The following is a 12,619-nucleotide window of genomic DNA, read 5'->3' on the forward strand; positions in this document are numbered from 1 at the left end:
ATTGCTATCTACTAACTACTAACCACTAACCATCACAACCAGTTAACCTTATACGTCTCTTTACATTCAATGTCCTATACCGTAGTTACTTTTTATAAATTCATTACCATAACAGAACTAGAAACCAAACAAGAGCTTATTTTGGCATACTGTTTGGCTCAAGATATCAAGGGAACGATTATTTTGGCTGAAGAAGGGATTAACGGCACAATTGCGGGTACGCAGGATGCAATTGATGCAGTTATAACTTACTTGCATTCTTTTGCTGGTTTGGCAGATTTAGAAGCCAAACAATCTACTGCCGACAACTTGCCTTTTGCCAGAATGAAAGTCAAAATCAAACCAGAAATCGTAACTTTTGGCATACCAGAAGCCAAACCAGACTGTCAGGTAGGTAAATATGTCGAACCGCAAGACTGGAATCAAATAATTAGCGATCCTGATGTTACCGTCATCGATACTCGCAATGAGTACGAAACAAAAATAGGCAGTTTTCAAGGCGCGATCGATCCTAAAACCAATTCTTTTCGCGAATTTTCCCAATATGCAGCAAAACTAGACCCCCAAGAGCATTCTAAAGTAGCCATGTTTTGTACTGGAGGCATTCGCTGTGAAAAAGCTTCTTCTTATCTACTTTCTAAAGGATTTAAAGAGGTCTATCATCTTAAAGGTGGCATTCTTAAATATTTAAAAGAAGTGCCACCAGTAGAAAGCCTTTGGCAAGGTGAATGTTTCGTCTTTGACGAAAGAGTGGCGGTCAAACAAGGTTTAGAAACAGGCAGTTACGATCTTTGCTATGCCTGCGGTCATCCTATTTCCGCTGCCGATAAAGCTTCTACCCATTACGAACTCAATATTTCCTGTCCTTATTGTTACGATAAGCTGACTCGCGAAAAAAAGCTTCGTCAAGAAAATAGAAAAAGACAGAGAGAACAAAAAAAGTCTCTTTAGCGATCGCGATCTAATTTTTCTAAATCCAACTCCATCGGTGTATAGTCACTATTGCCACCATTGGAAATTACCGATCTCATTCCTTCAATAGTAGAGATCATACTACGGGGGTCCATAAACATGACTTTGCTACTTTCACTGCTGCCAACTTCTTTACCCATATCGAGATAGCTTTGAGCGAGAATATATTGCAGAGCTTCTCTAGCTTTGGGGTCGTTGCGCAATTTTTCAGTAACTATTTGTAGTGCCTGCGCCGTAGCTTCAGCTTTTAGCACTTGTTCTTGGCGTTCGGCTTCGGCTTTGAGGACAATTGCCTGTTGTTGGGCTTCAGCTTGTAAAATTGCAGCTTTTTTCATCGCTTCAGCATCTAGTACCCTTGCCTGTGCCTGTCCCTGGGCGGAGTTTACCGCCGAATCTCTTTCCCCTTCAGAAGTCAAAATCGCGGCTCTTTTTTTTCTTTCGGCTGCCATCTGGAGTTCCATCGAATCCTGGACGGCTTTAGAGGGCATAATGTCTCGCAGTTCTACCCTGGTGACTTTAACTCCCCAGGGATCTGTGGCAATATCTAATTCCCTTAGCAGGATTTCGTTAATTTCGGTACGGGCGGTAAAAGTCTGATCTAGCTCTAGTTTGCCCATTTCCGAACGAATTTGAGTAAGAACTAAGTTTACCATCGCATCGCGAAGATTTTCGACTTTATAATATGCTTTGTACATATCCATAATCCGCCAGTAAACTACAGCATCGACCGTAATCGAAACATTGTCGCGTGTAATGCAGGTTTGAGCGGGAATATCTAAAACTTTTTCCCGAATCGTATTTTTATAAACAATTTGGTCGATAAACGGGGTGACAAAGTTTAAACCTGGTTCGAGTTTCTTTTTGTAGCTGCCCAAGCTTTCAACTAAATATTCTTCTTTTTCTTTAACGATTTTGACCGAGCCTGCAAGACCAGAACCAAATAATACTAAAAAGACTAAAGTTATAAACTGTCCCATAATAAATTTTCCTCATATTTTATTCATTTAATCCGAAAGCATATTTACTGGTAACACAATTAAAGTGTTCCCTTTTTTGCCGACTACATAAACAAGTTCGTTAGCGGCAATCTCTCTGGTTTCATCGGCACATTTAGCTCGCCAGGAGTTCCCTTCATATAAAACTCTGCCGCTTTTCCCAGCAGGAATAACTGTGAGAGTTTCTCCTTCTGAGTCGTCACTTGTAATTGAGGCTTTTCGCTTGGGAGTAAAAAATCTTCTGGTAAGAATAGTTAGTAGAGTTGACAACAACAACCACAAAGCAACTAAAACACTATCTTGTGCTAAAACCAGAGATACTATTGCTACCAACAGGGCAGCTATCCCCATCATAAAAGTTACAAATGCTGTCGGCAGGAAAAATTCTAAACCACAAAGAATTATCCCTGCAATCAGCCACATTAAGGTCGGATCTGGCATAGGCAGTCTTTAAATAGCTAGTCTGGCAGAGACGGAGTCAAGGTATCTTTACTTCTATGATACTTAGCCTCAATCGCGATTGTCTCGATATCTAGTTGAAAGTACCTTCCTATGCAAAAATGATAAAGTTGCCTGAGCCAACTTAATTTATAGGAGTAAAATAGACAATATGAAAAAAGGCGATCGCGTTAGGGTTAAAGAATCTGTTATCGTATATCACAATCCCAAACAAAGAAGGGAACCTTTTGATATCAAAGGTATGGAAGGAGAAGTTTTAGATATTATGGAAGATTGGCAGGGAAGACCGATCAGTCCCAATTTACCTGTAGTGGTAGAATTCGAGCCTAAATTTAAAGCTCACCTGCGCGAAGATGAATTAGAAGTAATTTGATTTAAGGTTCGGTCGCTCTTGACGAACTAATGAAGTTAGTTAAGCAATAGCCATTCAATTAGTACGCAGATTTTTCCATCTATTAGCAAATAGCAAGCAGACAGTAAGAATTTGGTTTTAAATAACTCAATTTTTACTTACAGCTATTTTAAGTTGATGAAACACGACTAATAGACATTTTTCTTCTATTTTTTCCCTCTGCCCCCTGCCCGATCTCAAAATGTAATCTACTTAGTGAAAAACTGCTGTTAATTACTCCCAATCGTTTTCTGTAGCTCGTTCTAGTTGAGTTATTGCCAGAGAGATAGCTCTTTTTACTCCATCTTCAGTTTCTCGCTCGCGAGCATTTTTTAGCGGTTCTAGCGCATCGAGATTTTTAAGCTTCATTAACGATAGAGCCGCAGACTTTCTGGTTTCTCCGTCTGGGTAGTTTAGTAGTTCGATTAAGTGGGGGACTGCTGGCGGATAAGCTAAATTTCCTAATGCTGCTGCCGCTTCGCTACGGACGTTAGCTGCTGAATCGTCTAAAGAGTTAACAAGTAACTCTAAAGCATGCGGTTCGCGATTTTCTTCGGCTACTTTGGCGATCGCTCCTACTACCGCCGCTCTAACTTCTGGTGAATCGGAATTGTAAGCTTCATACAGTTTGTCTTTGGCTTTAGAACCAATAAATGCCAATCCCCAAGCTGCCAAACCCTTAGTGCTTTCTGGCGAATCTGGCGAACTCAAAACTTTTAGTAAAGGTGTTGCAGAGACTTCACCCGTTTGCGCCAAAGCACCGACAGTCGAACCTTTAACTACTGGATCTTCATCGGTTAATAACGCCCGAACTAAATGAGGTACGGCAGTAGGATCGCTAATTAAAGTAAGAGTCTTGGCTGCGGCTCTCCTGACAACGACATTTTGATGATTGGCTAAAGCATCTAATAGCGAAGGAACAGCAGGTTTTCCTACTTTCCCCAATGATTCGGCAAAATTTAGTCGTACCAAACCGCGCTTGTCTCCCATACTTTCTACCATCTGAGTAATCAAAGCGCGATCGCTGGTGTCAAAGGTATCTTCGGCTAGCTGTTGTTTTACTTTAACGAGCAGGCGGTCGGTTTCTTCTGGAGACAACTGTGGCGAATTAGAACTGTTTCGAGCAATGTCAGAAGTATTATCCATTTAGTTACTGGCGGTCATGTTATCCTTTTGTTGGCGAAGTTGCTCTAGTTTGGCATCCAGGGTAGCGATTTGCGGCTCTAGTTTTTCTCTAGCATGTTTTTGAGATAATTTAGCTTTCTTTGCTGCCTCTAGAGTCTCGGTAATTAGGCGTTCTCGATACTGCTCGAATTCTGTAATAATATCGCTTAATTCTTGAGCGGTTACTGGAGTTTGTTCTGACATATTTGCTTTCTCAGATTAGAATACTCGATCGTTATTTTCTCAGATAGTTAGTCTAGAGTAAATACAAGCTATGGTTGGAAGTAGAGGCAAGGCAGTATCTTACCCGTACAGATGTATGATAGCGTGATAGATTAGGGTAGAAAAATTGGGTAATGGATAATCGATTTGCTAATATCTTTAATTTAACGGAAGACCAGGCGATCGCGCTGTTAAAAAAACCGATCGACGAAACAGAGGGGGCAGCCGAGCGTTATGTAGCTGCGTCCCATTTGATTAGTTTTCCCTCACCTAGAACTATACAGGCTTTGATCGAAGCAGTAGAAGATCGCCATCCCCATCAGGATCAGCGTCTGGCAAGGCGTAAGGCAATTGAAAGCCTGGGAAGGTTAAAAGCCACTGCTGCCCTACCTACAATTGTTGCTTGTTTGGGCGATCGCGATCCCTATACCGTAGAAAATGCGGTTTGGGCAATTGGCGAAATTGGTACTGACGATGAAGTGACTTTGGAAAGTATAGCCAATCTGTTAACCAAACCAGAGCAAAGTTATCGCACCATTATCCAAACTCTAGCTAAACTCAACTATCAACCCAGCCTCACCAAGATTGAGGCTTTTATCGATGCTGAAGATAAATCTATTGCTAGTTCCGCGATCGCCGCTGCTGCCCGTCTATATAAGGATAATAGTCAAGTTCCCAGCATAGTTGAGTTTTTGCAGCACGACAGCGTTAATGTCAGACGAGCCAGCATTCAAGATTTAATCGATCTCCAATACTATCCTGCTATTCCCCAAATTGCTAAATGTCCCACTTCGATCGCCTTTCGTCTTAGAGGGATTAAGTTATTAGCTATGGCTGGTTTGTCTGCGGGTGAAATTATTTTTGCCGATGTAGAACCGAGTTTAGATTTAGTCATTCGCGATCGCCCGCAGGATATTATTCTAGTACACGAGTATGACCAAAAACCCGCTATAGAGTTTTTAATTCGCGAACTCTACCACACCGACTTCGGACGCTGTTATTTAGCCTGTCAGACTTTACTTACAGAATACGCAGACGAAGCACCAGCAGCATTGATGCAAACATACGAAGCAGAAGCTTATAACGATTATGGAGGGCATTTTCACGTAGTCAAGCTTTTAGGATTGCTCGAATACCAACCAAGTTACGAACTTTTAGTAACGGCTTTAAATTACAAAGCACCTCAGTTTCAAAAATCGCGAGGCGCAGCCGCGATCGCTCTTGCCAATCTAGGGGCGACTCAGGCAATACCTTTACTCTTAGAAAATCTTCAAACGCCAATTTTCGATCTAAAATATGCCTGTTTGTTAGCTCTCGAACAGCTAGGAGAAACTAGCGGTTGGGCATTAGTTCGTGATGATAGGGATTTATTAATTCGAGCTAAAGCAGAGCAAAAAATTTAGCTTTTGGTGCGATCGAATTTACTCTATAGCAAAAGTCAAAAGTCAAAAGTTAAAAGTTAAAACTAAAATACTTAACTCATAAGGTTTCCAGTAGTTCGCGATGTCTTACATTCTTCTGTCTACTACTGTAATTGAAAACTAAAAAAAAGCTGAGATATCAGCTTATACGCAAATTATTGCGGGGTTAAAATACAGGAAAGACTTAGTTAGACAACTGTTTAGAGAGGGTATGATGCGAGAATCGGTAATTTATCAAGATATCTTAGAAGAAGGTAGACAAGAAGGCAGACAGGAGGGATCTGAAAGAGAAAAATCTCTCGTTCTCCGTCAACTTACACGACGAGTTGGAGAAATTCCTGCTGAGTTGCGCGATCGCATCTATAGTCTTTCTCTAGAAAGTTTAGAAAATCTCGGCGAAGCCTTACTAGATTTTCAAGGAATGAATGATTTACAGACTTGGTTACATCAGGAAGATACTTAATTAATTATTGTGATAACGTTGGGTTGTTTTATCTTCAATCTCTAAAGTTTTTAATCGACTCAATAGTAGCGCGATCTGATAGAAGCATTTTTGACTTCAGAGCCGTTAATAGAGATACTTTGGAAAAACAGTATGACTTTTTCCAATTAACGGTAATTCGATTTAATTTATTAATTTAAGTGTGGCAAATTCCCGATCGTAATTTAACCCTATCCAATCATGAGGTTCACATCTGGCAAAGTCGGCTAGATCTACCGACAGAAAAAATAGAGCAATTGGAAACTCTATTGTCTGAAGACGAAATACAAAGAGCCAATCGCTTTCATTTTCCCCAACACCGCAGACGTTTTGTGATCGCTAGAGGCACTTTACGGCAGCTTTTGAGTAATTATCTCAATCTCAGTGGCGATCGCCTGAGATTTGAATATAGCGATCGCGGCAAACCCAAATTAGCAGCATCTTTAAATTCGTCTAATCTACAATTTAATCTTTCTCACTCTGAAGAATTAGCTTTATACGGATTTACTTGCGATCGCCGCATCGGTATCGATTTAGAATACTTACGCAATATTAAAGATGTCGAAAATATGGCGCGACGCTTTTTTTCAGCCACAGAAGCCCAACAAATATTAAATTTGAGCGGCGAAGCTCAAAAAAAAGCTTTTTTGCAAATGTGGACTACCAAAGAAGCTTATCTTAAAGCTACGGGAGAAGGATTATCGGGTTGGTTAGAAAGCGTAGAAACAACTTTAGATCGAGGAGCAATTAGTTTGTCCTCCATTAGAGGCAACAGCAGTATTGCCGAGCTTTGGTTTATCGATAATTTTATTCCCGCCTCCGAATATATAGCCACAGTTGCAGTGGAGAAGAACCAAGTACTGCCCAAGGTTTGCTTTTGGATCGCTAACAAAAACTATTAGATTAGAAAAAAACAACCGAGTAACTGTTGGTCAATTTAGAAACAGAGGAGACTTCAAAAGTTTGTGTCAGACGCTTGCACCTGTCTCGCTCGGCGTTCCCTTGCGTTCCCGTGCTGACGCTGGTTCCGACCGCTTTCGTCGGCACAGGGACACCCCGCTATTGGCTACTTAAGCGAAGTGGTACTAGCAATGAGAATTTCTACCTATCGCTACAATTTAGCTTATAAGTTTTTCTCAATTCCCTCAAATAACTGATAAATAAGAAATTTATTGTGAGAATAATAGCTCTTTTCTTAATATTATAAGTATAGAGACATTTAAAGAGAAAAATTTTTATGACAACCATCACTTTTGTGAAGGATAAAAATGGCAAAGAAGTAATTACCGAAGTTGTTGCGGCTAACGGCTCTAATCTAAGAGAAAAAGCCCTGCAAAATAATGTTGATATTTATAAGCTCAAAGGTAAGCTAACTAATTGCGGAGGAGTCGGTCAATGCTCTACTTGCATTGTTGATATAGTCGAGGGAATGGAAAATTTGTCTCCTAGAACTGATTTCGAGCAAAAAAGACTGGGCAAAAAACCCGACAGCTATAGACTTTCATGTCAAACTGTGGTTAAAGGACCTATTACGGTGAGAACAAAACCGTAGGGATCGATACAGTTGATGCAGCAAGGTTCTGAGTGATGATATTCTATTAAAGTACGATCTTTAAAAAACTGCATAGGGAGTTGCTGTAGCATGCAAGTTAACGATTTAGGATTTATAGCTACTATATTGTTCGTTTTGGTTCCAACCGTATTTCTGCTTATCCTTTATATTCAAACCGACAGAGGACAAAAAAATAGCTAATTATTGGCAAGAGATAAAAAGTAGAAATTAAGCGATAGAGCAATTGCTACTGGTAGTTGACTGTAATAATTAAGCAGTAGCTAATAGAATCTAACTTTATTTGAAAATGAGTTTGATAGTATTAGAGCAATTATTAATTGCTCTTTTTTTATTTATCTTGAGTGGCTAAAATGCTAACAAACTCGACGATGCACTTAAAATCTTGCTCGATCGCAGGCAAATTTTGTGCCGTTAACAGAGGAACGTGAACGAAAATACAAGGAAGCTCTCGATGAGACGCGTAGAGAAACTTTAAGATTTGATAGTATAATCCCTCGCAAACAAATTTACCTGCATCATGACTGAGAGAGGTATGAGGTAATTGCCTTACGAGTTTATCTACATCGATTTGAGTGTAAAGACAATTATCTCCACAGGTAGCATTAGTTTCTACAGTTAGCTGTTGTCTCGATTCTGCCATACCGCAACAGATAATACCTTGAGGCTGAAAAGATTTAATTGCCGCGATCGCTTTTTGAGTTGCTAATTCGACATCGACAGGAAGTTGCCTCAATAACACCAACTCAGTTTCTGCAAATTCCCATTCCTCGACCATAGCCAACAAGCGATCTGAAGAATTATATGTTTGGCGATCGAGCCAAGTTTGGAACGAAGTTAATAGTAGTTTGTTTTTCATACAGATAATTTTAAGTAAAGCGATCGCTTAGACTTTTTTTACTCAAATTTGGTTGCAAACGTTAACCGACAAATATAACGGTTTCAATTAATTTCTTTTCTCTAAAACATTGCGATTGCAAAATCTATAACTACGATAATGCCAAATCATATGTTAAGCTCACGATCTCCTTGTGTTGGCATTTAAGATGATTGAGATAGATTACACAATTACTTATCAAGACGATTTGGATAGTTTAGAAACTAACAACGAATATAGTTTCGGTCGAACTTGGGTAAAGTGGTTTGCAAAAGGTTCCACGGCATTTCTTCTAATACTTGGCTTGTTTTATATTATCGACGGAATTATAGAAACAGGAATAAAATCATAATTCCTATAAAGAGTATTTAAAAATCGTTTGGAAATTGAAAACATTCGACAGCTTCTCAACTCCAAGATTGAGAGTAAAAAATAATTTTTGGCGATTGCGCTCCGCGCACTAGCAAAGCCAATCGCCTCAAAGCCGTTTTGTACTGAGTTAAATAACGACTATTAATCTAAATGGTTTGTCCCGCGATTCATAATTGAATATGATAACCACACATTCTATCCATTCAACAACGTAAAATATGGAAGTACAATTTCGAGAATTTAATCCTTTCGATCTATGGATTTGGCTAAAGTTCTATACAGTTCCCTCTAGAATAGAGCAACAGTATGTCGAAGAACTATTTAACTCCTGGTTTTACATCGGCAAATTAGGTGGATTTAATGCTGAAAATCTTCAAGTTCAAGATGCAGGAATTGATATTAGCTATCTAAACTATACTTTAGACGAGAGCCAAACCCTAATGGCTCCCATGCACAATATGGGTGGCTTTGAATTTCTCGGCGTATGGGGAAGGTGCTGGTTTGATTTGGGTACGAGCGATTTAATTGCGATCGATGTTTTGCTCAATGCTTTAGAGCGTTTAGATAAAGAGTTCGTACAGATTGAAACTGCTATTGTAGGCGGACAAAATGAAGACTGGTCGGTAGACGGGAGCGATCGCCACAATTATTTAGAATAATTACTATAGCTCTGTACCGTATTACTAAGCAACATAGCAACCGTCATCGGACCTATACCCCCAGGAACGGGGGTAATATAGCCTGCCACTTCAGCAACGCGATCGAAAGCAACATCACCGACTAACTTTGCCTGTTTTTGGCTGTTTTCCAAGCGATTGATTCCCACATCAATTACTATTGCACCAGGCTTGACCATATCTTCGGTAATTATTTCGGGCTTGCCTACTGCCGCTACTAAAATATCGGCATCTCGACAGACAGCAGCTAAATCTTGAGTACGTGAGTGGGCTATTGTTACCGTAGCGTTTTGTTCTAGCAGCATTAACGCTAGAGGCTTACCAACTAAAATACTGCGCCCTACTACTACCGCTTTTTTGCCGTTGAGTGTGAGATCGTATTCTGCCAGCAGTTTCATTACCCCCGCAGGAGTGCAGCTACGCAAACCAGATTCACCCCGAACCAATTTACCTAAATTGACTGGATGCAAACCATCGGCATCTTTATCGGGATGAATTGTATGTAGCAGAGATACCGTATCTAAATGATTTGGTAGAGGTAGCTGAACTAAAATACCGTCTACTTCCTCATCTTTATTTAATTCGGCGATAACGCTTTCCAACTCCTGTTGGCTCGTATCTGCGCTGAAATGCTTCCCCTTGGAAACAATGCCTATTTGTTGACAGGCTCTTTCTTTATTGCGTACGTATACGGCACTAGCAGGGTTATCTCCTACCATTAAAACTGATAAACCTGGAGGACGACCGATTTTTGGCTGTAGGTGAGCAATGCGTTCTTTAAGCTGTAGCCGAATTTTTTGGGCTAAAGTTTTACCATCTAGTAAACAGGGAGTACGAGCAGACATAGAATTTTTGAGTTAGTATCGATTGCAATAAGTTAGGCTGGCGATGTTTCCAGGCGGAGATGCCTTAATATGTTGTTTATTGCTCGGGTTGAACCCAAGACAATTAAATTTTTAACTTGGAGTATGGTCACAATTTTACTTGGAAGTTTAACAGGTTGTGGCACGCCACAAGTTACTACTGCTGAAATATCGCGCTACAAAAGCGGTAAGATTGTATATCTCATGGGAAATGTAACCCAATCCGCGCCTTTTATCGGTAATGGTGCCTACCAACTCAACGACGAAACAGGTAGCATTTGGGTAGTTACAAAACAAAAACTACCACAGACAGATCGAGAGCTAGCTATTAAAGGCGAAATTCAATATCAAAATTTACCCGTCGAGCGACAAGAATTAGGCGATTTTTATCTGATCGAGTTGGAGCGGTTAGAGCCAGCCAAATTTTAAGTAGCAAGTAGCAAGTAGCGAGTAAAAAGTTTTTACTTTTGCCCGTTCCCCAAAGCCTAAATTTTTAACTCAAACTGCGAATTGCTTCCAGCAGTCCTTTAGCCTTATTGAGAGTTTCTTGATATTCGGTTTCGGGTACGGAGTCGGCAACCAAACCAGCACCTGCCTGTACTGAAACTAAATATTCATCTTCTTGGTAATGGCGGACGATCATCGTCCGAATGGTAATAGCAGTATTTAACTGCCCTTCAAAATCGTAATATCCATATACTCCCGAATAAGGTCCACGTCTTTCTGGCTCTAGTTCGTTAATAATTTCCATCGCTCTGATTTTAGGCGCGCCGCTTACCGTTCCCGCAGGAAAACAGGCTTTAAGTAAGTCCCAAGCAGTTGTGTTGGCTGCCAACTTACCAACTACATTACTAACGATGTGCATGACGTGAGAGTAGCGTTCGATAACCATCATTTCATCTACCCTGACGCTACCATTGACACAAACTCTGCCCAAGTCGTTACGTCCGAGATCGACTAACATAATGTGTTCGGCAATTTCTTTGGGATCTTGGAGTAACTCTGTAGCTAAGGCTTCATCTTCAGCTACTGTTTTGCCGCGCGGACGAGTTCCCGCAATCGGTCTGAGGGTTGCTTCTATTTCTCCAGTAGCAGTTTTTTCGGCTTTGACCATGACTTCTGGCGAAGAACCGATTAGCTGCCAGTCGCCAAACTGATAGTAACTCATGAAGGGAGAAGGATTGATAAGACGCAAGGAGCGATACAGGTTAAAAGGATGACCTTTGTAAAGAGTGGACAATCTTTGAGAAAGCACCACCTGAAAAATATCGCCAGCGCGGATATATTCTTTAGCTTTAGTGACGTTATGGCAAAATAGCTGGCGGTCGGTATTGCTAGTATAGATAACATTTTTACCCTGCTGAGAATCGCCTGAATCGGTTTCTTGCCACTCTAATGATTTGGCTTCTACTGGTAAGGGCAACTGTAGTTTTAAAATCAGCTTGTTGACGCGATCGCTAGCAATTTGATAGGCTTGTTCTTCGCTAACATTAGGATCGCGTAAATCTGCATAGGCGATCGCCCAAATTTTCCGCTTTACCTGATCGAAAACAATCAAGTTATCTACCTGCATCCAGACTCCATCGGGTAGATCTTCGGCAGTAGGAGAATGAACTTTAACTCTCGGTTCGATCCAGCGAATTAGTTCGTAACCCCAAACTCCAAACAGTCCGCCAATTCCCGGAGGCATCTGAGGTAATGTTACGGGATGAATAGATGCCAGACAGAGGGATAAAACTTCTAATGGGTTACCTGTAAAGCGATCGACCCGACCGTGGCGATAGGTCTGAGTTGTCGTTTCGCCTCTTGCCTCTAATACCCAAACGGGATCGCAACCTAAAAAGCTATAGCGTCCGAGTTTTTCTCCTCCTTCTACCGACTCTAGTAAAAAGCTGTATGGTTGACCCGCACAAACTTTATACCATGCTGAAACGGGGGTTTCTAAATCCGCTACCAATTCTTGATATACGGGAACGAAGTTGCCTTGTCGTGCTAGTTGAGAAAACCGAGTGAAATCGGGAAAGATCATTCAATAAAGATAGAGAATAGAAGACTAAAATATTAACAATATAGCTTTTTGCTAACGGCAACCGAAGTAAATTGCCTTAAAAGAAAAAAGAAAAAATTAGCTGTTATTAACGCTAATTTTTTCTTA

Annotated in this window: 15 protein-coding genes and 1 pseudogene; 9 read left to right on the forward strand and 7 right to left on the reverse strand. The window is 40.6% G+C overall.

The genetic code is table 11. The features are described from left to right. Positions 1-69: 69 nt before the first annotated feature. The gene (locus tag KV40_RS02190; protein ID WP_036477582.1) at positions 70-951 is read left to right on the forward strand and encodes a rhodanese-related sulfurtransferase; all 882 of its coding nucleotides are present in this window, start codon (positions 70-72) and stop codon (positions 949-951) included. Here KV40_RS02190 and KV40_RS02195 read toward each other — a convergent pair. Both KV40_RS02195 and KV40_RS02200 read right to left on the reverse strand, forming a co-directional pair. After that, positions 948-1,949, reverse strand: coding sequence for an SPFH domain-containing protein (locus tag KV40_RS02195; RefSeq protein WP_036477584.1), 1,002 nt, complete (start codon positions 1,947-1,949; stop codon positions 948-950). The genes KV40_RS02190 and KV40_RS02195 overlap by 4 nt on opposite strands. 27 nt (positions 1,950-1,976) lie before the next feature. Further along, a complete protein-coding gene (locus tag KV40_RS02200; RefSeq protein WP_036477587.1) occupies positions 1,977-2,408 on the reverse strand; it encodes an NfeD family protein in 432 nt (143 codons plus the stop codon). Positions 2,409-2,577: 169 nt separating this feature from the next. Between KV40_RS02200 and KV40_RS02205 the strand changes: the two genes are divergently transcribed. Then, positions 2,578-2,799 carry a ferredoxin-thioredoxin reductase variable chain gene (locus KV40_RS02205; RefSeq protein WP_036477588.1) on the forward strand — a complete coding sequence of 74 codons (222 nt, stop codon included), beginning with the start codon at positions 2,578-2,580 and terminating at the stop codon, positions 2,797-2,799. A gap of 252 nt (positions 2,800-3,051) precedes the next feature. Here KV40_RS02205 and KV40_RS02210 read toward each other — a convergent pair whose 3' ends face one another. Both KV40_RS02210 and KV40_RS02215 read right to left on the reverse strand, forming a co-directional pair. Next, positions 3,052-3,963 carry a HEAT repeat domain-containing protein gene (locus tag KV40_RS02210; protein ID WP_036477591.1) on the reverse strand — a complete coding sequence of 304 codons (912 nt, stop codon included), beginning with the start codon at positions 3,961-3,963 and terminating at the stop codon, positions 3,052-3,054. Further along, a complete protein-coding gene (locus KV40_RS02215; RefSeq protein WP_036477593.1) occupies positions 3,964-4,185 on the reverse strand; it encodes a hypothetical protein in 222 nt (73 codons plus the stop codon). Between the two features lie 152 nt (positions 4,186-4,337). Here KV40_RS02215 and KV40_RS02220 point away from each other — a divergent pair, with 152 nt between their 5' ends. The 5 genes and pseudogenes from KV40_RS02220 (at position 4,338) to psbM (ending at position 7,858) form a co-directional block, all read left to right on the forward strand. Next, entirely contained in the window at positions 4,338-5,606 is a 1,269-nt protein-coding gene (locus KV40_RS02220; protein ID WP_036477594.1) for a HEAT repeat domain-containing protein, read from the forward strand. 142 nt (positions 5,607-5,748) lie between these two features. Next, positions 5,749-6,087, forward strand: a pseudogene (locus tag KV40_RS02225) (DUF4351 domain-containing protein); the annotation flags it as partial. Positions 6,088-6,266: 179 nt separating this feature from the next. Next, positions 6,267-7,007 (forward strand): 4'-phosphopantetheinyl transferase superfamily protein, encoded by a 741-nt coding sequence (locus KV40_RS02230; RefSeq protein ID WP_036477596.1) that lies wholly within the window; start codon positions 6,267-6,269, stop codon positions 7,005-7,007. A 335-nt stretch (positions 7,008-7,342) separates the two neighbouring features. Then, entirely contained in the window at positions 7,343-7,657 is a 315-nt protein-coding gene (locus KV40_RS02235) for a 2Fe-2S iron-sulfur cluster-binding protein (RefSeq protein WP_036477598.1), read from the forward strand. A gap of 90 nt (positions 7,658-7,747) precedes the next feature. Beyond that, positions 7,748-7,858 (forward strand): photosystem II reaction center protein PsbM, encoded by a 111-nt coding sequence (gene psbM, locus KV40_RS32985; RefSeq protein ID WP_072013755.1) that lies wholly within the window; start codon positions 7,748-7,750, stop codon positions 7,856-7,858. A gap of 148 nt (positions 7,859-8,006) precedes the next feature. Here the strand turns inward: psbM and KV40_RS02240 are convergent, their stop codons facing one another. Continuing rightward, a complete protein-coding gene (locus tag KV40_RS02240; protein WP_036477600.1) occupies positions 8,007-8,534 on the reverse strand; it encodes a peptidase C15 in 528 nt (175 codons plus the stop codon). Between the two features lie 608 nt (positions 8,535-9,142). Here KV40_RS02240 and KV40_RS02250 point away from each other — a divergent pair. Beyond that, positions 9,143-9,583 carry a DUF3531 family protein gene (locus KV40_RS02250; RefSeq protein WP_036477604.1) on the forward strand — a complete coding sequence of 147 codons (441 nt, stop codon included), beginning with the start codon at positions 9,143-9,145 and terminating at the stop codon, positions 9,581-9,583. Here KV40_RS02250 and folD read toward each other — a convergent pair. Further along, positions 9,571-10,446 (reverse strand): bifunctional methylenetetrahydrofolate dehydrogenase/methenyltetrahydrofolate cyclohydrolase FolD, encoded by an 876-nt coding sequence (folD, locus tag KV40_RS02255; RefSeq protein WP_036477606.1) that lies wholly within the window; start codon positions 10,444-10,446, stop codon positions 9,571-9,573. The genes KV40_RS02250 and folD overlap by 13 nt on opposite strands. Positions 10,447-10,515: 69 nt before the next feature. Here folD and KV40_RS31725 point away from each other — a divergent pair, with 69 nt between their 5' ends. Beyond that, positions 10,516-10,893: a hypothetical protein gene (locus KV40_RS31725; RefSeq protein ID WP_052055275.1), complete on the forward strand. Its 378-nt coding sequence runs from the start codon at positions 10,516-10,518 to the stop codon at positions 10,891-10,893. 64 nt (positions 10,894-10,957) lie between these two features. Here KV40_RS31725 and trpE read toward each other — a convergent pair whose 3' ends face one another. Beyond that, positions 10,958-12,493, reverse strand: a complete 1,536-nt coding sequence (trpE, locus tag KV40_RS02265; RefSeq protein WP_036477608.1) for an anthranilate synthase component I — start codon at positions 12,491-12,493, stop codon at positions 10,958-10,960. Positions 12,494-12,619 lie beyond the last annotated feature (126 nt).

This window comes from Myxosarcina sp. GI1 (assembly GCF_000756305.1).
In the GTDB taxonomy this organism is placed as follows: domain Bacteria; phylum Cyanobacteriota; class Cyanobacteriia; order Cyanobacteriales; family Xenococcaceae; genus Myxosarcina.